The 23,751-nt window shown below is 39.4% G+C and carries 15 protein-coding genes; 7 read left to right on the top strand and 8 right to left on the bottom strand.

Translation table 11 applies throughout. The features are described 5' to 3' along the window. Positions 1 to 19 precede the first annotated feature (19 nt). Entirely contained in the window at positions 20 to 823 is an 804-nt protein-coding gene (locus DZC72_RS08610) for an MlaE family ABC transporter permease (RefSeq protein WP_125222420.1), read from the bottom strand. Between the two features lie 115 nt (positions 824 to 938). Here DZC72_RS08610 and DZC72_RS08615 point away from each other — a divergent pair, with 115 nt between their 5' ends. Both DZC72_RS08615 and DZC72_RS08620 read left to right on the top strand, forming a co-directional pair. Next, on the top strand, positions 939 to 1,703 hold the full coding sequence (locus tag DZC72_RS08615) for an LOG family protein (protein WP_125222421.1): 765 nt from the start codon (positions 939 to 941) through the stop codon (positions 1,701 to 1,703). Positions 1,704 to 1,794: 91 nt separating this feature from the next. After that, complete coding sequence (locus tag DZC72_RS08620) at positions 1,795 to 2,730, top strand: L,D-transpeptidase (RefSeq protein WP_125222422.1); 936 nt, start codon at positions 1,795 to 1,797, stop codon at positions 2,728 to 2,730. Positions 2,731 to 3,117: 387 nt separating this feature from the next. Here the strand turns inward: DZC72_RS08620 and DZC72_RS08625 are convergent, their stop codons facing one another. From DZC72_RS08625 to DZC72_RS08635, 3 genes are read right to left on the bottom strand one after another with little or no spacing between them, the layout of a single operon-like run. Continuing rightward, entirely contained in the window at positions 3,118 to 5,619 is a 2,502-nt protein-coding gene (locus DZC72_RS08625) for a TonB-dependent receptor plug domain-containing protein (RefSeq protein WP_125222423.1), read from the bottom strand. Positions 5,620 to 5,632: 13 nt separating this feature from the next. Then, a complete protein-coding gene (locus DZC72_RS08630; RefSeq protein ID WP_125222424.1) occupies positions 5,633 to 6,529 on the bottom strand; it encodes a FecR family protein in 897 nt (298 codons plus the stop codon). A gap of 46 nt (positions 6,530 to 6,575) precedes the next feature. After that, positions 6,576 to 7,085, bottom strand: coding sequence for an RNA polymerase sigma factor (locus DZC72_RS08635; protein ID WP_125222425.1), 510 nt, complete (start codon positions 7,083 to 7,085; stop codon positions 6,576 to 6,578). Between the two features lie 50 nt (positions 7,086 to 7,135). On the opposite strand from DZC72_RS08635, the gene DZC72_RS08640 reads away from it, so the two are divergent. Both DZC72_RS08640 and DZC72_RS08645 read left to right on the top strand, forming a co-directional pair. Continuing rightward, entirely contained in the window at positions 7,136 to 7,786 is a 651-nt protein-coding gene (locus tag DZC72_RS08640; protein ID WP_125222426.1) for a hypothetical protein, read from the top strand. A 637-nt stretch (positions 7,787 to 8,423) separates the two neighbouring features. After that, a complete protein-coding gene (locus tag DZC72_RS08645; RefSeq protein ID WP_243641681.1) occupies positions 8,424 to 10,445 on the top strand; it encodes a fasciclin domain-containing protein in 2,022 nt (673 codons plus the stop codon). Between the two features lie 163 nt (positions 10,446 to 10,608). Here the strand turns inward: DZC72_RS08645 and DZC72_RS08650 are convergent, their stop codons facing one another. From DZC72_RS08650 to DZC72_RS08660, 3 genes are all read right to left on the bottom strand, one after another. Then, positions 10,609 to 12,768, bottom strand: a complete 2,160-nt coding sequence (locus DZC72_RS08650) for a S9 family peptidase (RefSeq protein WP_125222427.1) — start codon at positions 12,766 to 12,768, stop codon at positions 10,609 to 10,611. A 657-nt stretch (positions 12,769 to 13,425) separates the two neighbouring features. Further along, positions 13,426 to 14,253: a hypothetical protein gene (locus DZC72_RS08655; protein ID WP_125222428.1), complete on the bottom strand. Its 828-nt coding sequence runs from the start codon at positions 14,251 to 14,253 to the stop codon at positions 13,426 to 13,428. 7 nt (positions 14,254 to 14,260) lie between these two features. Next, entirely contained in the window at positions 14,261 to 15,550 is a 1,290-nt protein-coding gene (locus tag DZC72_RS08660; RefSeq protein ID WP_125222429.1) for a hypothetical protein, read from the bottom strand. Positions 15,551 to 16,329: 779 nt separating this feature from the next. On the opposite strand from DZC72_RS08660, the gene DZC72_RS08665 reads away from it, so the two are divergent. From DZC72_RS08665 to DZC72_RS08675, 3 genes are read left to right on the top strand one after another with little or no spacing between them, the layout of a single operon-like run. Beyond that, positions 16,330 to 17,229, top strand: coding sequence for a serine hydrolase (locus DZC72_RS08665; protein ID WP_125222430.1), 900 nt, complete (start codon positions 16,330 to 16,332; stop codon positions 17,227 to 17,229). A 30-nt stretch (positions 17,230 to 17,259) separates the two neighbouring features. Next, a complete protein-coding gene (locus tag DZC72_RS08670; protein ID WP_125222431.1) occupies positions 17,260 to 20,058 on the top strand; it encodes an Npt1/Npt2 family nucleotide transporter in 2,799 nt (932 codons plus the stop codon). Further along, complete coding sequence (locus DZC72_RS08675; protein WP_243641682.1) at positions 20,045 to 22,474, top strand: transglycosylase domain-containing protein; 2,430 nt, start codon at positions 20,045 to 20,047, stop codon at positions 22,472 to 22,474. The genes DZC72_RS08670 and DZC72_RS08675 overlap by 14 nt, the downstream gene beginning before the upstream one ends. Before the next feature lie 17 nt (positions 22,475 to 22,491). On the opposite strand, the gene DZC72_RS08680 is transcribed toward DZC72_RS08675, so the two are convergent. After that, positions 22,492 to 23,751 carry a serine hydrolase gene (locus DZC72_RS08680; protein ID WP_125222432.1) on the bottom strand — a complete coding sequence of 420 codons (1,260 nt, stop codon included), beginning with the start codon at positions 23,749 to 23,751 and terminating at the stop codon, positions 22,492 to 22,494.

A 23,751-nucleotide genomic window follows, 5' to 3' on the forward strand; every position in this document is an offset into this window, starting at 1 on the left:
TTAAAGGCATTTTTTTGATTTAGAGTTCATAAAAAACATCGGAAACGAAAACTGCAATAAAATCCACAACGAACAATAAGAGGGATGCCATTACTACTGCCGTGTTGGCCGCTACACCAACACCGGCCGTGCCTTTTTTGCAATAATATCCCTTATAGCAGCCTACCAAACCAATAACAAAACCGAAAAAAAAGGATTTTACCGTTGCTGGGACCAAATCTCCAAAACTCAAGGCATCAAAAACCGTATTAAAATATAGTTGAAAAGATACTTGTCCCTTCAAATTCTCAACCAAGGCGGAACCATATAGTGCAATCAAATCTCCAAAAATGACCAGAAGCGGAATCATTAGCGTCGTAGCCAAAATTCGTGTCACGACCAAATATTTGAATGGATTGGTTCCAGATACCTCCATGGCATCAATTTGCTCCGTTACCCGCATAGATCCCAATTCGGCCCCAATACCTGAAGCGATCCTGCCTGCACAGATCAAAGCCGTTATGACAGGGCCAATTTCCCTTACTATGGAAATACCTACCATATTGGGCATCATTGATACGGCCCCGAATTGAATCATGGTAGGCCTTGATTGGAGTGTTAACACTAAACCAATAATGAAGTTGGTCATAACAACCAATACCAAGGACCTATTTCCCATATGGTAACATTGGCGTAACAGTTCCTTGAATTCGAAAGGAAGTGTAAATGTCTCTTTGAAAAAGCGGCCTGCAAAATAGGATAGTTCTCCTATTTGGATGAAGAAATTCTTTATCCTACTGACCATTTTTGAAGCGTTAAATACCGGTTTTGCAACGTAACCCATTCTCAAATATAGATTGAATAGGATTTTTTAAAAATGACCAATATCATGCAGGTAATGAGAATTGTCATCTTTTACTTTTTAGATTGGTGATACTTTTATTCAACAAAAATTTACCATGAAACAGAAGTCAAAAATTGATTCCAATTCTTTCTACTTAAGTGAGGAGCGTACTTTTTTAGATGGTCCAAGGAGTAGATTCAAAGAATTTTGGTTTACACTAAAGGTTCAATATCACTTCATCAGGGCTTTTCGTAAATTACACTTTATAGGACCTTGTGTTACAGTATTTGGTTCTGCAAGGTTCGAGGAGGATAATATCTATTATAAACAAGCGGTGGAGGTTGGTAAGGCATTATCAGAAATGGGTTTTGCAGTGATGACAGGTGGCGGGCCAGGAATCATGGAGGCCGCTAACAAGGGGGCCTATCTCAATAATGGTTTTTCCATTGGTTGTAATATTATATTGCCATTTGAGCAAAAACCTAATCCTTATTTACATAAATGGATCAATATTCCTTATTTCTTCGTACGTAAGTTTTTGTTATTGAAATATTCCTATGCATTTGTGGTTATGCCAGGGGGTATTGGCACTTTAGATGAACTCTTTGAGGCATTGACGCTGATTCAAACAAAAATGATACACCATTTCCCAGTGGTAATTTTTGGAAAGGCATACCATAAGGAATTATATCACCATATTCAGACCATGGCGAAAAATGAAAGTATTTCGAAGGAGGATATGAATCTATTGTTTCTTACTGATTCTGTGGAGGAAATGACGCAACACCTTAAGGAATATGCCGTAAAGAGATTCGGACTTGTTAAAAAGCCTATGGAAACTAGGTGGTGGTTTGGGGAGACCCGTCCTAAACGAACATGATGAGGATCATTTTTCTGTACAGTTAGAGACCCTATTTTTAACCATAAAATTATTTAAGGGAATAGTGATAGTTCTACTGAAAAAGACAGATATGGTTAGATTCGTGTACTTTGGTATTTGGTCCCTATTATTGATTTTGACGTCATGTAACGCAAAAAACTCCTATGCGTTAGAGAAAAGGCAGATGGAAAGGATTATTTCAAATACCGGTGGAGATGATATCAAACAGCCAATAATGGTGCAAATAAACAGAAATGTCACCATAAGGGAGTACTTTGATTACATTGATTCATTGGTAATTCGTTATGATTCTTTATTATCTTATCCATTATCAGAACATATTATTGTTAGGAATAATCCATGGATAATTGACACTTTGGCCAATACGGATTATTACAGGATGATTTCCCGTGATTCCTTTGTTTATGACCAACGACAATTGACCGTACTGCCAAAAGGAAGTAAGCTTCATATTCCGGATTCGATTAAAGCCGAACAAATACTAGGGCAAATTGCAAAAACTGAAATCGATGTTAATATTCCTGAATTTAAATTAAGGATATTCCAAGATTCTGTATTGTTATATTCATTTCCCGTTCGAGTAGGGCAAAACAAGGAACGTTACTTGAAATTTGGAGACCGTATTACTGATTTGCGCACCAAAACTGGTATTGGGACCATAGTTGATCATGTTAGGCACCCTGAGTTCTATAATCCGGTAAACGGCAAACAGTTTTATGTTACCAAACGTGATGATGGAAAAACGACCATCATGCCTCAAATTCCTTGGATAGAAACAGAAATCAATGGGATAAGAAATGGACAAATGATACATCCGACTACCAATCCTGAAACGTTAGGAAAGGCCTATTCTAATGGATGTATTGGTACAAGGGAAGCAGATGCGTGGATAATTTATTATTACTCGCCCATTGGAACAAAGCTAAGGATTCGCTATGATTTAAAAACGTACGAAGAAGGTAGGGTAGTGGCCGTATTTAAGGATATTTACGATAAGAATAATTAAAATCAAATTTAGATTGCGCAAAGATAATGTTCGAAACCGTTGTTTCTACTCATCTACTCAAAGTCCAGCATTGTCTATCTTTTCTCGGCTCATATTATTGTAATGATTTGCCATGTTTTTCCTTTTTCGCCGCCAAGTGAGTAGAAGCTGGTTAAATTGAACTACAAAAAAAGGAATTTTTTGAGCTACTTAAAAAGTCATGTTATACATGGCCATAAAAGGGTTTACATAATTATTGCTATGCTCACTTAAATCAGGCCAACGTTGTATACTAGGACTGGGTCATCCACATATGATATATTCAAACTGATTTTAAGATTAAAATCGAAATAATAATCGTTTGAAAGTAAACTTTTTTCAAGATATAAAGGATACTATTGTGTTCACTTAATTTAAAAAAACCCTGAATGTAAAATTGGGTGTAAGAGAAAGAGCTCCCTCGTTTATTTCCTCGACCTCCCCATTTCTTATTCTGTAATAATGGTTTAGGGTGTTCTGGTTATTCAATGAATTCCAAATGGAAAATCCTGCAAGACCATTCAAATTTTCATTAATCCTGAAATTGTAAATGGCTGAAAAATCCAATCGGAAAAAGTCCTTGATATTTTCATTGTTTGGAAAATCGTAGTTCAGTGCTCCATTTTCATTTTCCATGTTTAGGAGAATTGTAGTGGGCTTTCCGGTATGCCAGTTTAATCCAGAGGAAACTTTTAAATTGCCAATCGTATAATTGATGCCAGTAGTGATGGCATTTTTTATGTGTAAATTATTTGGAAATACACTGGGCATGAAGTTATTAAAACGATAGTTGTTGGATGTATATGAATAGCTAAACCAGGTGTTTATTCTTTTATACTGACGGTTGACCAAGAGATCCAAGCCCTGTATCGTGTAACTCCCTGTTTCTCTTGCATCTTCAAATTGATTTTGAAAACCTTGGCTCTGACTTGTAATCCCTGTGATTTTTTTAATATAGCCATCCGCACTGGCAAGCCAGCCCTTTCTTTTAAAGGTAAAGCCCGTACTTAGTTGTTTACCTTGAATGATGGGTATTTGATTTGGTGATGAAAGTACCCATCGCCTGTTCTCTACCCCCAAGAAATCATTTTGAAAATCGATGATCTGTGAGGTGGTCTGACTTTTAATTTCACCTAATACCTGAACGGAAAAGTATTTCAAAAATCGTTTGTTCATACTAATTCGTGGCTCAACCAAAACCGTGTTGAATTTATTGATGTGGTTTGCCCTAACTCCTCCGTAAATGACCGTCTTAAGTTTTGGTATTGTATAATTTAACTGTGCATAAAGGCTATTTGTTCTTAAGACCTGTTTATCCAGTTGCCTTAATAAGGGATTGTTTATTTCTTGAAAGTTTTCGATACCTGTTTCATTGAATTGATATCCTACCGCTAGCTTTAAATCTGAATTGAAATTAAAATTGCCCCCAATCTTTAAACCATTTTCGGTAACGTGATTTTCTTGGGACAGGGCTTGATTGTCAGGTATGTTCGCGTTTACGGCTTTCAGTTTGTACAAGCTACCATATGCTTGAATTTCCGTAAAGAATTTTTGGCTCCAATTTTTTCTGTAATACAATCCTGTACTAATATTATTTTGAGATAGATTACTGTTTCTAAAAACCTGCTCATTATTGACATCACCCACCTCGGTCAAACCCAATTGGTTACCCAAGATGATAAAATTGAAATTGAATAGATCATTTTCGGTAGGTTTATAAAGCAATCTCGCATTGGTGTCAAAGAAAGAAAAGCCAACTTGTGATGGTTTTTCTTCTTTTCCAAAGCCCACTACTTCGGTGTTCTGAAAGGACTTTTCAAAATAGGAAGCATACGTGGGCGACTCGATTAAATTATTTATAGATTTTCTTCCGGATAGTTGCAAGGACATTTTTGGCGATAACGGTAGGTCTAAAAAAGCATCTGTGCTCAAAAGATTAAAGCCCCAATTAACCTTGTATGTAGTGTTCAATTTTTTTTCCGTTTCCAATTCCACGATTCCCGAAACGCCATCACCATAAAAAGAACTACTGCCATTTTTGGTTATGGTAGCTCTGCTGGTGAGATAGGGGTTGAATGCCGAGATAAGTCCAAAGAAATGACCTGTTTGGTACATTTTAATTCCGTCCCAAAGTATAAGGGTCTGATCGCTTGTACCTCCTCGAATGTTGATATTGGAGACGGTTTCGTTAACACTCAATATGCCGGGCAGCTCTTGGATTGATTTGAGGACATCGGGCTCAATAAGTCCGGGAAGAATATCAAACTCATTAAAGTCTATGGTAGTGCTTCCATTTAAATTTTGACTAATGCCCCTTGCAAGATAATTGCTGATGAGCGTAACGGGTTGAAGCATTTCAACCATCTCATCGAAAACAATTGTTCTGCAATCTTCATTTTCAAAAAAATCCATAGAAACGGATTTTGCCCGATTATCTGGAGGGTATATAAATATCACTTCAGAATCATTCTTGGAAAGAAATGTGAAATTTTTATCGCCCTCGATTGTTAATCGTTGATAGTCGGTTATAACGGTATATTTATTATGTTCTTCATTTTTGTTTGCATTCCTAATGCGTCCACATACTTTTTTTAAATCATGCTTTAAGGACACGGCAATAATTTCTTTATCAAGAAGGGTAAAGTTGAAAAGGGTTTTATCGGTTAAAATAGAAAGTGCCTCTGAAAGACTTTTTGGTTTGTTAAAATCGACGAAATGTGATTCTAATTGTTGGTCGTGATAATTGAAATTACATTGGAAATCGTTTTCTAAAGCTGTAAGAACACTTTTAAGGGATTGTTTTGAAATATTTTGCTGTGCGTAACTTATTGACGACAATAAGATTACGCCTAAAACAAATAACCTTGACACAGTATTCAAATTCCTATTCTTTTATTAACACGATGTCTCCTGTAATTTCGAATTGTAAATTTAGTGGAACGGTCAATGCCTTTAATGCTTCTTCTAAATTATCACTGCTGATTTTTCCCGTAAAATTTTGGCTTAGGTCTATGGCACTTGATAGTTCTAAGGTTATACCATACTGTTTTTCGATGTTCTCGATTACTTTGTTCAAAGGAATGCTTTTAAATAAAAGGCTGTTAGAAATCCAAGTAGGCTCCGAAATGAAAACATCCAGAGGCGCATCTCCCATTGCTGTATTTAACTCTTTTCCAGCCTCTAAGATTGTATTCTTGTTATTTGCCATAATACTAACCTTGCCTTCATAACATGTTACAACTAAGCCGTTGTCTTCCTTTACATTGAATTGGGTACCTAGCACCGTTATGATCGCCTCTTTTGCATGCACAACGAAGGACGAACCTTTCTCAACCTTGAAAAATCCCTCTCCGTTCAGTGTAACGTCCCGCTGTTGTTTCCAGGTCCGTTTATTATAAACAATACTGCTGCCCTGGGTCAATACAACACTACTCTCATCAGGTAGGGTAACAGAAAAACCATTAAGGTTTGCCGTTATTGTAGTTACATGCGTTCTAAAAAAACTGAAATAAAGGCCAAAAATGACCACCACGCTGGCAGCGACGGCTATAATGGAACGGTATACAAATTGGCGTTTTCTTTTTTCGCTCTTTATTTTATTTTTAATAGTGATGTAGGAATCATCTATTTCAAAAGCGGGCGCTTTAAATTTATGGGCGTTATCTATAATATATTCATAATCAGAAAAATCATCCGAAGTTTTTAAGACCTTCAATTCTTCGCTGGTAATTGAGCTATTCAGCCACTTTTTTAACAATATTTTATTTTCAAGTTTGTCCATTCTATATTAAAAACAATTACGCATAAAATACTCCTACCCTTTTTTACTACTTTTTTATAGCCTCCTTGATTTTTTTGAGGGCCGCATAGATTCTTTTTTCAACCGTTTTTTGACTAATCCCTAGAATTTCAGCTATATCGCTGTGCTTCTTGCCTTCTATTTTACTCAACATAAAGGCTACCCTTTGTGACTCCGTTAGTTTTTCCAGTGCTTCCTTATATCTTAATAACTTTGGATCTGCCTCTTTTATGAACTCTGGCTCCTCTTCCTGTTGTGTAGGTGCAGTATTGGCAAAGTTTAAAACTACTTTGTTGTGCTTTATTTCATTTAGACCTAAATTTTTTGCAGTTACAAATAAAAACCCTTTTGCATTTTCAAATTCGATGTTTTTACAATTTTCCCATAATTTAACAAAAGCATCCTGAACTTTGTCCTTTGTATTTATTTGATTTCCATATCTGTAGTATAAAGTATCGTACAATTCTTTTGAAAATCTTTTATAGATTAGGGAAAAAATTTGTTCCTCACACACATTATTGAATAACTTTTTAGGCATTAGGGTGGGAGAATTTAATGTTAAGTTGTCTTTATAGAAAATACAATGTTATGAAGAATTTTATATTTATTGCATTTCTATTTATGTTCTCTACCTGCCAAAAGGAAGAATTTTCTTTGGAGACCGATCCTCAGGAATCTTCTTTTTTAAACGACGGACAGCTTACCAATTTGGTGAAATCGATAGCCCTGCACGATGGGTCATTTGATGATGCGGTTGATGGATCCAATTGTTTCAGTATCAATTTTCCGTACGAAATCACCCTTGACAATAGTACACACAATATAACTGGGATAGATGATTTGAGTATCTTCCAAAGCGGTCAAGAAATAAGACCCGTGTTTCCAATTCAAATAACATTTTCAAACCATGAACAGATCCAATTGGAAGATTATCAAACACTATTGAATTTACAGCATAATTGTGCCGAAGGACTTATGGACAATAATTTTATAAGCTGTTTGGATTTTGTTTACAATATAGATGTCGCCTTGTTCGATTCCTCATTGGGCACTTTTTCATCGATAACATTCGATCACGATCGTACCACCTATCAGTCCATACAAGGATTTTCTAAAAGTACGCTGGCCTCCATACAATTTCCGGTTATTCTTAAGTTGCATGGCAGTTCTGACATATCCGTTCATAGTAATGAAGAATTAAAGGAAATTATTCTAGAACATCAATCAGCCTGTAACTAGATTCCTTAAGGATTCTCCCAATATTTTTCTTGAGCGCTCGAAAGTACCTCCCTAGCGGCCTACGGCCATTACAAACCTTTCTAAATGCATTTTGGCAACCGTTTCTTTGACTTTCTTCCAGGTTTCAGCCCGCCAAATAGGGTATAGATTTCCTGCGCACGTTTTAGGTTCCATCTGTGGCCGTGCTTGAGGCTGTGGTTGAAAAGCTTATCAAAGCCCCTGCTGGAATTGGTTTATGCCAACTTAGTTGGTCTATTGATAGCTTCCGTATCGCCTCAATGCCTAGGTTAGTACCATAACGAACTGGAGAGTTTTACTGTATTATTGGCTCTGGCCAAGTTCATGGGACTTGCTTCAAACGTACTTTCGCAATAGTGCAACGCTCTGAGTTTCTGTAAACCTGCCTTTTTCACAATCTAAAATAACTGATTTTTAAACTGTTCGAAAAACAGGTAAGCCTTCACTGATAAGAACCTTTTTCTTTCTTTTTTAAAATAAAACACCCTCCCCTTAAATGTTAAAATAGAATTAAAATTCCTGAACATAGGGGTAGATTTCAAAAGGCTGTTGTTTTTATACAAGACGTCCAAAATTAAATAACTGAAATTTTTAACATAATTCTAAAATCCCATACATTATGAAAAAAGTATTACATTTTAAAACATTTATGATACTGTTGACTACCCTATTTATGGTCATTTCTTGCGAAAAGGAAGATGGTATCGAGACTTCAAAGGAAGATGGCCTGACCATTGTGGAGACTGCCCAAGGCCAAGACGCCCTAACATCCCTCGTTAGTGCACTGATCACCGCAGATGTTAATGAGGGAACCGATTTGGTAGGAACTTTGAGTTCTGAAGGTCCCTTTACTGTATTTGCCCCTACAAACGATGCCTTCGCAGCGCTGTTAGGGCAATTGGACGGTTTTGATTCCTTGGAAGATTTTGATACAGATGAAGAAAGGGCCATTCTTGCCAAAATTCTAACCTATCATGTGGTGGCAGGTACGGCAGCAGCATCCACGGACTTGTCGGATGGTATGATGGTTACCACCGTTCAGGGAGAGGACCTGACCATTAGTCTGGAAGGTGGCGTTTTCATTGATGATGCAACTGATATGAATGCCCAAGTAATTATTCCGGACGTAGCAGCTAGCAATGGTATCGTACACGTAATAGATAAAGTGTTGCTTCCACAAGAAATAATCGACGCTCTAAATGCGGGCGAAATGGAAAATGAAACGGGTACCTTGGTAGATATCGTAGTAGCTACGGAAGCCCTGTCCATCCTAGAGGCTGCGGTAATCAAGGCAGATTTGGCCGCTACCTTAAGTTCTGATGGCCCCTTTACCGTTTTTGCACCAACGGATGATGCTTTTGTAGCCCTTTTGGACATTCTTGGGGACGAGTACAATAGTCTGGATGACTTTGACACCATGGAAGAAATGGCCCTCTTAAAGGACATCTTGTTATACCATGTAATAGCGGCAGAGGTCAAGTCGACCGATTTAGCACCTGGTCAAGTACCAACTGCCCTACCGGATAACAGCATCGAAGTAATCGCTTCAGGGGATACGTTTGTAATTGGAGACGCTTCTGGAACGGACGCCAATATTACTGGGGTCGATATAATGGCCTCCAACGGCGTTGCTCATACGATCAATAAGGTTTTATTGCCTCAAAGTGCCATTGATTTTGTAACCCAACTGCAATTAAAGTCTATTGTGGAAATCGCCGTAGAGACTGAGGATTTAAGCTTATTGGTAGGTGCCTTGACCCAAGCGAATGCCGGATTGGTGGAAACGTTGAACGGTGATGGCCCTTTTACCGTTTTTGCTCCAACCAACGAAGCCTTCGTGGCGTTGTTGGATACATTGGGTGAGGATTATAATAGCTTAGCCGATTTTGATACCGATGCCGAAAAGGATTTATTGGTAACCATTCTTACCTATCATGTCGTTGCCGGTACTGCCGCTTTTTCTTCCGGACTTAGCGATGGACAGGAAATTGAGACCTTTCAAGGCGAAAACGTGACCATTAATATAAAGGATGGAACCGTACATGTAGCCGATGCAACTGGGGAAAACGCGACCGTAACAATGCCCGATGTCGAGGCCAGCAATGGAGTTGTACACATTATAAACAAAGTATTGTTACCGCAGGCAGCTTTGGACGCTTTGGAACCTCCCATGCCTAACATTGTTGAAGCTGCACAAGCTACCGAAAGCTTAAGTTCATTGGTAGCAGCATTGATACAAGCGGATGCCGGTTTGGTAGAAACTTTGAGTGGAGAGGGCCCCTTTACAGTTTTCGCACCCACAAATGCAGCTTTTGTGGATTTGCTGAACAATTTAGGTCCTAATTATAATAGTCTGGAAGATTTTGATACGGACCAGGAGAAGGCACTATTGGCCCAATTACTTACCTATCATGTGGTTGCAGGTGCCGCAGTGGCCTCCACAGACCTAACTGACCATCAGGAAATTGTAACCGTACAGGGAGAATCACTATTTGCAATCCTTGGGCATGGTGTACAAATAAGGGATAAAACACATGTGGATGCCAACGTTACCATAGCGGACGTTATGACCAGCAACGGTATTGTACACATCATTGATAAAGTGCTTTTGCCACAGGAAATCATAGATGCCCTACACTAAATAAGCATAAGGCTTTTGCTTTAAAAAAACCTTCCTCAATATAGAGGAAGGTTTTTTTGTTTGGAAAGTTTTTGTGAGGTATGTGGTATATCGTTTGTCATGCGGCGTACTAAAAATCGGCCCATCGTTCCTATATGCCGCACGGCAAAACTCCTGCAAATAGCTACTTAGATGGCAAGACTAGATGTCGGTCAAAGTATTCGATTATCTTACCAAACAGATAGCGATCGTAATATTGCTCACGGCTCCATCCATGCGTCGCACCCGGTGCAAACGCAAAGTCGAAGTCTTTGCCCTGTTTGATTAGTTCTTCGGCTAACACGGCTATCGTCTTGAAGGGCACCACATGGTCCTGCATGCCGTGGATAAACAGGAGTTTATCTTTCAGATTCGCTGCATAGTTGAGCGCTTTTCTTTCGAAGACCTCTGGGTGTGACTGTGGGCTACGAACAATCGCAACGTCGTCCGTGCCAAAGAACATTGGGTCAACAGCCGCCGCTGCAGCAACACCCACCTGGAATAAGCCCGGCTTCATCAACAGCGAATAAACGGAGAGAGTGCCACCGTAACTGCTGCCCCAGATGCCGATGCGATCGGGATCGACATAATCCAGAGACTCCATGTAGGCAACGGCACTCGCATAATCCTCAATGTCTTGGTCGGCAAAACCCAGAAGGAATTCTTCACGGAATGCCCGGCCATAACCATTGCTACCACGTGAATCCACCTGTACGATAATATATCCCTTCTTGACCAGCAATTGCTGTACGAGGCTGTAGTTACCTGCCCATCGGTTCCTTGCTGTATTCGAATACACGGGCCCAAACAGCACTGGATACTTCGTACCGGGCTGCATGTTGGTAGGTTTCAGAATCCTGGCATGCAGCGTGTAGTCATCTACAAGACTAGGGAAACTAACGTATTCCGCAGCTGTCCAGGTTCGCTTCGTGAAGGCGGGCAATGGCGAGTGGGTTACTCGCGTAGCGTCACCACCCTCGCTGCTTACTGCGTAAAGTTCGGGCGGCGATGTGTCGTTGCTATGTATGAATGCCAAGTGCCGGCCATGTGGTGAGGGGTAGCCAACGTTCTGGCCGGAAAGATTTGTCACTTGTTTTGGATCACCACCGGACAGATTCAGGCGATACACGTGTTGTTCATACGGATTAACGCCGTTGCCTTCATAAAACAGCGCACCACCAGCAATAATTGGGGCGGATAACACATCGTAGGAGGGATCTGTCAGTAGCTGCGGACTATCCCTAGACGGTGAGGCATCGATTGTATAAAGGCCGTAGCGATCACCCATATCGCTTAAGAAAACGACACTCTTTCCATCAGAATCCCAGGTAGACCCAAACGATGTATACATGCGGCTCTCTCGAACACCTCGCCAAATCTCGCGCAGTTGGCTTTCTCTGGGTGCAACGACGAACAGCTTACGTTCAACGGCGGTGTCGGATGCGGTATCAACCAGCAGAGCACCGTCCGGTGACCAGTTGAAGTCAATGACCTGGTTGGCGTTCGGGTCTGGTAAATTTAAATACATAATGGTACCACTCTCTACATCGAGGAGGCCAACCCTGCGAAGCTCGTTTGGATCGCCCGGATAACTTCTGCGTACCTCGTTAGGATTGGTTTCGGTAGCGAGGAAATCTGGGAACGGCACTTTTCGCATCTCGCGTCGGTCAACGACATGAATTGCGATTATCTTGCCATTGGGCGACCACTTGTACGTTGGCCCACTCCAGATGCCTGGACCTATTTCACGTTCCGGTCGACTGTAGCGTCCCTTCCCTAAGCTCGAGAGACTGGCGATGCCGATCTCGGTGAGCTGGCGATTCTGTTTGGAAGAGAAGTCAGCAAGCCAAAGGTCACCGTTCCGTATATAAGCCGCTTGGTTGCCGCTTGGTGATATCGACAGGTCATGTGCACCTGACTCGACTGGCATAAGCTTGAGGTCGTCTCCTTGGCTCAGGGATGTTTGCCAAAGGTCATTACCTCGAAGGCTGACGATTGTATTCGCGCCGCTCCAGACAATATCGCGTACGGATGCGGATGCCGTATTGGAACGGAGGCGCACTTCCTTCCCATCGCTCGTGGATACCCAGAGGCCACGTTCAGGATTTCCAGGTTCACTCCAGGAAAAGGCGAAGTGCTTGCTATTCGGTGCCCACACAGGCCGGGAAGGGGTTGTTCCCGTCAGTTTTGGTTTTGCAAATAGGTCATCCAGCGTGAGCTCACCTTCCTGTGCTGTGACTTTTGCGTGCATCGCCATCAGTAAACCTAGCACTACCAATGTTTGCCAAAAAGAAATCTGTTGCATGTTTTTTTGCTTTAGTAACTGTCTAGTAAAATACTTTTATACTGCTTAAATAGTACTCTCGCCATTGAAGCGTGTGCTTTCTGAACGTCTTTCAAGTCGGATTTTTTTGGTTTTCTTGTCATCACTTCCATTGCGCATACCGGTCTCGGCACGTATGTTTGCCCAGTATTGGTTATTATTTATAAATATAGTAGATTCCTAATTACTAATAAGAGCTTAAAATAGAAGGGACAAGGAGGTCCTGGCGAGATACATTAAATGATATCGTTTCAAAGAAATCACGCCCATCTATATTTTTCTTTGAATCCTTACAGTACCTAAATCCTGTTTCTCAAAGGTCTAATGATGTGCGAGCAAGGATGATAAAGAGAGGTATGTTTAATAGGTTTTCTAAAAAGTTGTTTGTGTTACAGATGTGTTACAAGAACAAAAAAGCACTCAAGCAAGCTCGGCGTTTTCTATGCGAATTCTTTTTTAGTGATTGCGACAAGATTCGAACGTGTGACAGTCTGCTAGCGCGCGAATCCTTATCGAGTGGTCTACAGACTATCGGTTTTCTTTACCACACTATTGGAATCGTGCGGTAGAGGGGGTAATCTTGTTGCATAAAAACAACTATTATTTATTATTCAAACTGTGCGAAAATTATTATTGAATTCACAAAACAAAATTATACGTATTTGAACCATTTTTCCGAATGTGCCTTTTGACCTCAAAATTCGCATTTTGGTTCCAATATGAGATGTTAGAAAAGAAATAATTCGTTGGATAAGCCTTAACATAGATAGTATCTCCTTGTTTAAAACCAACTTCTTCAAATAGTTTAAAATCAAACCTGGACCAAAGGAAAATTCTGTCAGTAGTATAGCCTTCTTCCAAAGGGGAGGAACTGTTATTATCACCTCCGTAGGAACTTGCGGATAAATAACGTAAATCATAATTCAGAAAATTAACAGAAGAATCTTTTGAAAAAAAGAACTCATTTCTAACTAATTGCCAGTTATCATCAGCAAAATAAGTATGGGTGGTTCTACCAAGATATCCATTTTCGAATTTCATGTTTAGAATGGTCAAGTCTGCTTTTGGAAATTCCAGTAATCTAACCTTGGAAATGATATCAATTGTTTCATTATTCTTTATCTTAAGTGTATCATAAGATCCATATCTTGGCTTTTCGAGTACCATTAGCAATTCACCTATTTCAATATCTTCAATTATATAAGTGCTATCCTTATACATTGAATAATTACCTAAAATGGTATTATCTTTAAGAATTTTGATTTTAATGTCACTATAGTTGTAGGACTCTTTTCCGTACCTATCAAAAAGTTGTAGGGTTCCTTTAATGGAGCCAGTTTTTATTGGTATCTCCTGTAGTTCCTCTGATTCCGGTTTAATAGATTCTTTTGAACAACCTAAGAGAACTACGATCGTGAGAAGCAAAATTTCGAATTTCAGAAACCTGTTTATGTATTTTGTATTCATTGGATTATTATTCGTTGTAAGGTAAACCGATATATTCGTGTGATTGCAAAAGTGAATTTCCTGGAACTTGTTGTCTCCATAAATATAATACTGTAGATTGAAACTCAAGATTATCTAAATCCATTTTCGGAAAACGTGTTTTAAGTTCTTTAGGGAAATCTTCAAGTGTTAATTTATTTTCATCATCCAAATCAATTGCCCAACTTGTAAAGCTATAATTAGCATTGAGCTGTGAGCCTGCAGAGTTTTTCCAATAATGTTGAGTAGCAGCAAACTCAACGTTGGCCTCAAATTCAAAATTAAATGGGGTGGTTTCCAACCATTTTGCGTTTGGTTTTGAAGGAATAACGATTTCGGTTAGTTTATTTCCATAGTTAACTATACCATAATTATAACCTTCATTAAGGGAAATATTGAATATGGTTCTATAGCGTTCGAAACGATCTAAATACCCCAATTTCAAGGGACTGGTAGTGACAGAAGGGTTTAGTGGCTTGATTACATCGTTCAGACAATAACCATAGCGATCATGAAAGGCCTGCCATTCATCAAAACCGGCAATATTAAGAAGATAAAAACTATTTCTGGGCAATACCAATTCTACATAATGATCGAAATTCTTAAAATCAGTCAAAAAATCGGCTTTTACAGGATAAGTTCCATCCGCATTGAACTCATCATAATATTTAAGATTATTATAGGCGTCTAAAATGGTTATAATACCATCATATACTTTGTATTTATCAAAATCTACATTAAGCTCTAAATAGCCATTGATACTTCTTCCGGAACCTCTTATTCCCGATTTTTGGGTGGCATCTGTAAAAATAATGTTGGCTGGCCATGCCCCTGTATTATTGTTAACCGGAATGTTGGTGATATTGCAATCAATGGTGACCCTTTCCAAAGTAGAATTTTCATTTGGAACCTCCTCAAAACCAAAAACATCTTCAGCACCCCTTTTAATCAAGCTTTTTGTATTTAAATAATGTATGTCTCCAGATTCATGTCTGTAATCCAGTGTGGTAATACGAATGTTTTCTGAGATAGTGTCAAGAGAGCCATAAAATGATATTTTTCCTATAGATTCAATTTTTTTGTAATCAAGTAATTTTCCTGTTTCTTCATGGATAATTATCCAATATTCACTTACAGGAAGTGATTTGACGTCAAGTGTGTAATATGGAACCGGGTCAGGTAAAGACTCTGGCTCAAATTGTTCGGGGGATTGTTCCTTTGAACATCCAGTAGCTAATAGAATTAAAATTAACAGATTAAGAGAAATGAATGATTTCATGGAATAGAATTTTGAATAAATTGTTAATTTAAACTAAAATAAATGCCTTTCAGATTTTGGCCTTATTTTCCGATAAATTGTTCTCAAAACATGTTTAAAAGAATAAAATAATACTCAATTCCCATTTTATATTCTAAAAGAATAATCTCAATTTGCAAATAATTAAATGGTTTAATTCAGAGCAAGGGTTTGCATATTCCTAGAGCATAATGTCCTAAAAATAGTCCAAACAAAAAACGATCAAGCAAGCTCGGCGTTTTTTTACTTACTCGTGATCGCGACACGATTGCATATCGATTGCACTCAAAGTTGCAAATTCAAAACCTAGCAGTGTAGATACCCCTATTTATCGTATATTCTCATACTCATAAAATTGTTTTCATTTGTTTTATTGATTTTTTTAGACCATATGTCCAATAATTGAACCCAATAGGATGTATTATAATTTATTATTTAAATAGTTAATTAATAATCACATTTTCAATAAAGGACTTCTTTTAAAACCATAAGATTTATCTGATAAAATGTTCAAATAAAGACCGTAGGTCGGGATAGAAAAGAAAAATCACCCTTCAAAAATCTTTAGTACTTTAAAAAGTTACCTATTAGGCACATCAAAATATTTTCATATTTGCAACATTTAACAAATTGTACATAAATGGATTATATAATTTTACCTACTTTTTAATTGGTAAGATATATTTTAGGTAACTAAATTTCAATGGCATGACCTTAATTCCTTTTAGTTTACGCGGACTTATTGAATTCGAATTAATTTGATGAGAATAAGATTATTGACTTTCGTAATGGCTCTTGGATGGAGTTCCTATGCTCTGTCCCAACTTCCCATAAAAACCTTGGAAAAGAGTATAAAACCGCTTTCTAAAATGGTGGATACCTCGTTGCAGCAAAAGCTTGAAAACGAGCTCATAAAAAACAAGGATTGGGCACAACTCATCGATTCAAAAAAAATGGCGGTTGGTATCGTAGACTTGAGTAATCCTGAAGATATACGATATGCCAGGGTCAATGGTACCCATATGATGTACGCGGCGAGCTTGCCAAAGATTGCCATATTATTGGCTTCAATGGATGCCATTGAAAAAGGGGAATTGAAGGAAACTGTTGAAATTAAAAAGGATATGCGCCTAATGATCAGTAAATCTGATAATGCGGCCTCTACCCGAATGATCGACCGTTTGGGGTATGACAAAATCGAAGAGGTTATGACAGATTCCAAATATGCCTTTTATGATGAGGAGACTGGTGGAGGTCTCTGGGTGGGAAAACGATATGGTGGAGGTGGTGATACGCATCGTGAACCACTAAAAAACCTAAGCCATGCTGCATCGGTATCACAAGTATGCCGGTTCTACTATCTTTTGGCCCATGGTAAATTGGTCAATGAAAGACGTTCAAAACAGATGCTCGACATTATGGAAAATCCTGAACTGCACCATAAGTTTGTCAATACGTTGGATCAGATTGCACCAAATGCCAGACTTTTCAGAAAGTCAGGTTCTTGGAAAACCTACCACTCCGATTCGGTTTTGGTTTGGGGCAAGGACCCTGAAAGGCGTTACATCTTAGTCGCCTTGATTGACGACGCCAATGGGGAGCAGATTATCCGCGATTTAGTCAAACCTGTGGAGAAAGTCTTAAAAAAGCCCGTTCTTTGATGAAGCCCAATAAGTAACGAACATTTTCCAATGGTCCAAAAATTAATTTCGGACTTCTTTGATATTCGCAGGGGAGAATTGCGTATTTCTATTTTTATGTTCTGCTACATTTTTATCGTTGTAGCGGTACTTTTGGTCTTAAAACCTACGGTAAGTGCTCTTTTTCTTTCTGAACTTGGCCCAGAGCAGCTTCCGTTCGGTTACCTTTTGGTGGCAATTGGTGCCATCTTGAGTTCCTTGTGGTATTCCCAATTACTTTCAAAATACAGACTTAAAACTATCATTCGATACACACTCGTTTTTTCAAGTTTGGTGTTGATTTCTGCCGCAATTTTTGTGTTTTTGAATATTTTAAAAGGTTGGATGCTTTATCTTATCTATACATGGGTAGCCATCTACGGGGTTTTGGCGGCCTCACAATTTTGGGTATTGGCGAACTTGGTCTTCAATGTAAGGGATGCCAAAAGGTTGTTTGGATTTATTGGCTCTGGCGCCATCATGGGCGGTCTTTTTGGTGGTTACCTCACTTCTTTGTTGGCCCCTTGGTTTGGTAACGGAATCATGATGCTCCTTGCAGCTGCTTTACTACTTCTTTTACTCCCGCTCTTACAAAGTATCTGGAGCTTTCGCGTTACGCAATTGAATGAATTCAAGAAGAGCAAAACATATCCAACAAGTTCAGAAAAACCTTTTCAGCTGGTGAAAAATGAACCACATTTAAGAAATCTTGCAATGCTTGTTGGCATTAGCGTTTTGGTGGCCAAACTTGTTGATTACCTGTTCAGCGATTATGCTGCGAACGCCATTTCCGACCCAGATGAACTGTCTTCTTTTTTTGGGTTTTGGTTTTCGACCTTCAACTTGGTCTCTTTAGCATTACAATTATTTCTAACTCAGCGTATTGTTGGTGTTTGGGGGGTTGGTTTTTCCCTGTTACTGCTGCCCTTGGGTATCCTGGTGGGTAGCGTTTTTTTCCTTTTTCTGCCTGAGCTATCCGCTGTTGTTGCTATCAAGGCTATGGATGGTGTTCTAAAACAATCAATAAACAAAAGTGCTTTTGAGTTACTGGCTTTACCCTTGCCCTTTGATTTAAAGAATAGGACCAAATCATTCATTGATGTTGTCATAGATAGCTTGGCCACAGGTATCGCTGGCATTTTATTGGTGTTTTTGATAAAAGGTTTTGAGTGGCAAAGTTATCAGGTCACTTGGTTGATTATCGCATTGGTAGTGCTTTGGGCCTATTTTATTTTTAGGGTTCGCAAAACCTACTACAAAGCGTTCAGGGCTAACTTAAGGGGGCAAACTAATGAAGAAGTGGCTCCTCCGGTAGTCAAACAAATTTCCGTTTTGAAAGGTATGCGCAAGGTTTTTTCTGAAGGAAGTGAAAATCAAATCCTTTTTATGCTGGATAAGTTGATGGAAATTAATGACAAACGTTTCGCACCCGATGTTCGCAACCTTTTGGACCATCCTTCCATTAAAGTCAAGACATCGGCTATCAAAAATCTCTACTTTTTGGATAGTGCATCCATGCCATGGAACATAAACGAGTTACTTTCAATTGGTAATGAAGATTTGAACTTGGCGGCTATGGATTTTTTGCTTCTGCATTCTAGAAATGATCCTGAGGCTATTTTTTCATACTACCTTGAGCATAAGGATAAGAACATCTCTGAGGCGGCTCTTTTTTCGTTGGCAAAGGAATCGATAAATAACCGAAGGATGCAAAAACGATATGATTTGGAAAAACGCATTCAAAAAGGTGTGGACGATTCTGATGAGAATTTATCTCCTTATTTGATAAAGACCATAGGTGTTGCCGGGTTGACAAAATTCCACCCCCTACTCACCCAAATCTTGAATGGCCATGATGTGGATTTACAGATGGAAGCCATCGAAGCAGTGGGGTTAAGCATGGAATCATCTTTTGTTCCCCATTTAGTGGAACTGCTTCCAAAAAAAATCTATCGAGGACCAGTAATAGCTTCCCTAAGGAATTATGGACCTGGGGTGATGCCAGTTTTAGTAAGGATGGTAAAGGACCAAACGGTAAGCATCGAGGCGTGTAGGTTCATTCCCAAGGTCATTGAAAACTTTGGCAACCAAGAGGCCGTACAGCATCTTTTTCAATTGTTCAATGACGTAGATTTGAGCGTTCGATTGGAAAGTGTTCGTTCACTCAGTAACTTGCGTTCATCGCACCCCGAAATAAAGTTCAACCGTTTTGAGGTGGCCTCTAAGATTTATGAAGAGTGTAAACTTTTTCACCAGACCCTTAATGCAATGCACACCCAAATCATCATCTCGTACCGAAATCGCAAGAGTCCCCGGCATGAAGTTGAGCAAAAGGAACGGGAGGCCAGAACGTCACTATTAGAATTGTTGGAACGCCGTCTTGATGCTGCTTTGGAACGCATTTTTAGGTTATTGGGTCTGAAATATACTCAAGAGGATATCTCATTGGCCTTTGAAAGATTGACAAGTGATGAAGAAGAGCTTCGCTCCAATGCAATTGATTTTTTGGACAATCTGTTGACAGGAAACCTCAAACAACAGCTTTTTCTTATCATTGAAGAAGTAGTAAGGGATTTTTCTTCTGAAGAGACAATTCAGCGCATCAAACCAAAAATTCCCTCAGAAAAGGAATGCTTTGAACTGCTTTTAAAGATGCCTGATTTAAAAATGCAGTTGGCAGTTCTTTATCTTATAGGAAAACAGGTTGATAAAAGGTATTTACCTATTTTGGAAGATTTGTCCAGACAAGACAATTTAAAAATCAGGACTTTTGCGTTGAGTGCCATATCAGAAATAAATGCAGAAAACTAAAGTTTTGCAACAAATGAAAGAATGGGTAAAACATGTGGCAAACGAATCAATGATTCAGGTCACCGCATTGTTGCGAAAATCCAAAAACGTTATTTTAAAATCTCTGGGATTTATTAGAAAGCACCCCATCAAATCCACCTCATATATCTTCGTATCTTGCCTTGGTTTTGTGATTTCATTTTTTTTGCTGACTTATTTTGGTGTATTTGGCCACATTCCTACAAAGGAAGAATTAAAATCACTTGAGAACCCTGTTACTTCCACTATTTATAGTAAAGATGAACAGCCCATAGGTACATTTTTTTTTCAAAATAGGTCCAATATTGAACATGCCGAGCTCACAAATGAAATCATCAATGCCTTAGTAGCAACTGAAGACGTCCGTTTTTATTCACATGGTGGGATAGATTACAAAAGCTATGCACGGGTTTTGATTAAGTCGGTTTTGCTGGGTCAAGATGCAGGGGGCGGAAGTACCATTACCCAACAGATTGCAAAGAATTTGTTCGGTCGCAAAAAACAAAGGTTTCTGACCACTCCGATCAATAAGATGAGGGAGGTCATCATCGCAAAGCGATTGGAGAATATTTATACCAAGGATGAATTAATATTGCTTTATTTCAACACGGTTTCCTTTGGTGAGAATCTATATGGCTTGGAAAAGGCAGCCTTTAGATTTTTTAATAAGTCTACAAACGACCTGAATCTTTCGGAGAGTGCTACCTTGGTAGGTCTTTTAAAGGCACCAACGTTCTATAACCCTAGAAATCATCCTGAAAGAGCCGAAAAAAGAAGAAATATCGTTCTCGAACAAATGATTAAATATGGTTATAGAGATGATAGCTTAGCCAATTTGGCCAAGGTACCGCTTAAGCTCAACTACCAGCCCCCTGTAAAACAATCCTCTTTTGCTTCTTATTATAAAGAATTTATTCGACAAGAATTTGATAAATGGGCACTTAAAAACCCAACAAGTAATGGTGGACTGTACGATGTAGAGCTGGATGGTCTAAAAATATTTACTACGCTTAATCCCAATATACAGCGATATCTTGAAAATGCAATGACCCGTCAAATGAACCGGTTGCAGTCCGATATGGATAGGTCTTGGACCAGTGCCACTGTTGAAGGGGGTAAAGAGGGTTTGGTCAAACGACTGTTAGCCGACCATCCGCAGGTCAAAAAACTAAGGCAGCACGGAAAAACTGAGGAAGAGATAGATCAATATATCAATTTAAGGCAAAACCGAAAATACTGGGAGCTAGGAATGGGCTGGGTCGATGTGGAACAATCATTAAAGGATTCCATAGTCAAGGCGATAACAAGGTTGCATACGGGTATTTTGGCAATGAACAGCAGAAGCGGTGAGATTATGGGATACCTTGGAGGCATTGATTACGGTTATTCTCAAAAAGACCACATTCAAGAACCGAAACAAGTGGGCTCCGTATTTAAGCCCATTACCTATCTGGCTGCCCTAAACTCTGGCGAAGATGCCTGTACATTCTATGACAACATTTTGAGAAAATACGCCAAGTTTGAAGATTGGAAACCAAGGAACGCCGATCACAGGTATGGGGGCAGTTATAGCATGCATGGCGCATTGGCAAATTCAATCAATACCGTTTCGGTCGAACTTCAGTTGAAAACGGGTAACCAAAATGTCATGGCCCTGGCCAAAAAAATGGGAATCAATACTGAAATACCAGATGTACCATCTATTGTATTGGGTACGGCCGAAATTTCACTTTTTGAAATGGTTAAAGCCTATGCTTCCATTTCAAATGGGGGGCGTTCGGTTACGCCCTATATCATTGAACGAATAGAACAGGAAGATGGTACGGTCCTTTTTACCGCGGATAAAAAAAATATTGGGAATCGGGTTTCCTCAACAGAAAATGTAAAAACGCTACAAAAAATGATGCTCGAGGTTACCAAAGAGGGCACAGGAAAGGGTTTTCAGGCATACGGCGTTTCTTTCAATGTAATTGGAAAAACAGGAACCACCCAGAACAATTCCGATGGTTGGTTCATTGGTTGCTCACCAGAACTTGTAATCGGTTCTTGGGCGGGTACATTGGACAAAAGGGTGCAACTAGGGTATGGTTCCGGAGCAAGAACGGCCATGCCTATGGTCGCTTCCACCTTTAGGAGTCTTAGTAGTTGGAAAAGACCCATGCTAACGAACTTTGAGTTTGATCAGGAACATTTTGGTTGCCCCTCGTACTCTGAGCTGGATGCAGCTTCTACCATGGCACATTATTCTGCAGATTCTGTCTATATAAAAGAACTTTTTATAAAAGATTCGATCATTCAAGATTCAATCAATCGAAAGGTCTTGATCGACAGTATTGGTGTTCCAATAATTCAGCCGGACAGCCTTACGCTTGAAACAATTGGCTCAGAACAGTTATAATGTACCAATAACCGAAACTACCCTTTTCGTATGGCTTTGTCTATTAAATTGGCCAAATACATATGATCTGAGGCCGAATTCTTCCTTAGTACGTTACTCATCAAGGCGACTATATATTTACAATTATCGGGATGTTCTACGATGATAATCGAGTTCATATAGTTCATAACATTGCCCATATACTTGCCACATTCCTCTCCTTTGCTTCGGTCACATTTGTATAGGCTGCCCGATTTAAAATATACCGCTGCTTCTTTTAAAGAAGGTGATTGCGCATAGCGAATACGCCTATCGGTCATATACATTAACCGCTTCATTTCAAGACTTGATGCTTCATCAATCACTTTGCCCTGTTCCAACTGGACCAAAAATTTCATCAACCCCAATGGGGTGCCAATACTACCTCCTTTGTCGCCCACATAGGTGTTCGCCCCTCCGGTAAAAAAACTGCCCAGACGCCATTCTTCATGGGTTATACCCAATTGCCGTAAAGGAAGGTTGACAATATCATTGGCCATATCGGTCAATAGCTTTTTTGGAGTTTCCTTAAAATAGGCATCTGCCTCTTCTTGGGTCAATTCCGGATATTTTTCGCAAAAGACAGACATTAACAAAGCCTCACGCCAAACAATACTTGCCGCACCGTTATTACTGACCGAAAGCATGTGATCTGCCCATTCAAAAAGCGTAAAGACATCACTTGCGATGACCTGCCTTTTGACCAAGGTATTTTTTTCTATATTGAAAATAGGAACGGTGTGTTCATCTGTAAGGCCCCAAACCCCTGACTTTACCGACTTATTTTTTAGCAGCTCGATCCGCTGTTCAAAGGAGTCAGGATATATCTTGGCCAATTGAGTGAACAAAGCGTTCAAAACTGCCAACTTACCAACGCTTCCCGGTTGGTAGCCCAAGGTTTCATTTCGCTGTGCATAGCGTGTGCTGTCAGGATTCGAAATATCAAGCACTGCAATGGAATAGCTTCTGTCAAGTCCTCGAAATAATCCACCTATTTCCCTTTGGAGACCATCATCAACTTGAAAAAAAGACCCCAGACTATCTTCTTTTCTTGACGCTAAATTCAACGAAATCTCTTCCCAAGATTTTAAAGCTCCCAACGGGATGGTTGCGGCATCCTTGAGTTCGCCACTTTGGATGAGTTCCAACCGCTTCAATCGCTTTATGCCGGTTCGTTCATAGCCGTCAATGGGATAGGGCGATACAGTAAAGGCCATCACCAGAAAACAAATCGACGCCAATGCAACTATTTTTTTCAT

The organism is Maribacter algicola (assembly GCF_003933245.1).
Classification (GTDB): domain Bacteria; phylum Bacteroidota; class Bacteroidia; order Flavobacteriales; family Flavobacteriaceae; genus Maribacter; species Maribacter algicola.

Excerpts from the sequence above, each read along its gene's own strand:
- DZC72_RS08615 (WP_125222421.1), top strand. The coding sequence starts at position 939 with ATGAAACAGAAGTCAAAAATTGATTCCAATTCTTTCTACTTAAGTGAG.
- DZC72_RS08645 (WP_243641681.1), top strand. The coding sequence starts at position 8,424 with ATGAAAAAAGTATTACATTTTAAAACATTTATGATACTGTTGACTACC.
- DZC72_RS08660 (WP_125222429.1), bottom strand. The coding sequence starts at position 15,550 with ATGAAATCATTCATTTCTCTTAATCTGTTAATTTTAATTCTATTAGCT.
- DZC72_RS08680 (WP_125222432.1), bottom strand. The coding sequence starts at position 23,751 with ATGAAAAAAATAGTTGCATTGGCGTCGATTTGTTTTCTGGTGATGGCC.
- DZC72_RS08610 (WP_125222420.1), bottom strand. The coding sequence starts at position 823 with ATGGGTTACGTTGCAAAACCGGTATTTAACGCTTCAAAAATGGTCAGT.
- DZC72_RS08630 (WP_125222424.1), bottom strand. The coding sequence starts at position 6,529 with ATGGACAAACTTGAAAATAAAATATTGTTAAAAAAGTGGCTGAATAGC.
- DZC72_RS08650 (WP_125222427.1), bottom strand. The coding sequence starts at position 12,768 with ATGCAACAGATTTCTTTTTGGCAAACATTGGTAGTGCTAGGTTTACTG.
- DZC72_RS08635 (WP_125222425.1), bottom strand. The coding sequence starts at position 7,085 with ATGCCTAAAAAGTTATTCAATAATGTGTGTGAGGAACAAATTTTTTCC.
- DZC72_RS08655 (WP_125222428.1), bottom strand. The coding sequence starts at position 14,253 with ATGAATACAAAATACATAAACAGGTTTCTGAAATTCGAAATTTTGCTT.
- DZC72_RS08640 (WP_125222426.1), top strand. The coding sequence starts at position 7,136 with ATGAAGAATTTTATATTTATTGCATTTCTATTTATGTTCTCTACCTGC.
- DZC72_RS08665 (WP_125222430.1), top strand. The coding sequence starts at position 16,330 with ATGAGAATAAGATTATTGACTTTCGTAATGGCTCTTGGATGGAGTTCC.
- DZC72_RS08670 (WP_125222431.1), top strand. The coding sequence starts at position 17,260 with ATGGTCCAAAAATTAATTTCGGACTTCTTTGATATTCGCAGGGGAGAA.
- DZC72_RS08620 (WP_125222422.1), top strand. The coding sequence starts at position 1,795 with ATGGTTAGATTCGTGTACTTTGGTATTTGGTCCCTATTATTGATTTTG.
- DZC72_RS08675 (WP_243641682.1), top strand. The coding sequence starts at position 20,045 with ATGCAGAAAACTAAAGTTTTGCAACAAATGAAAGAATGGGTAAAACAT.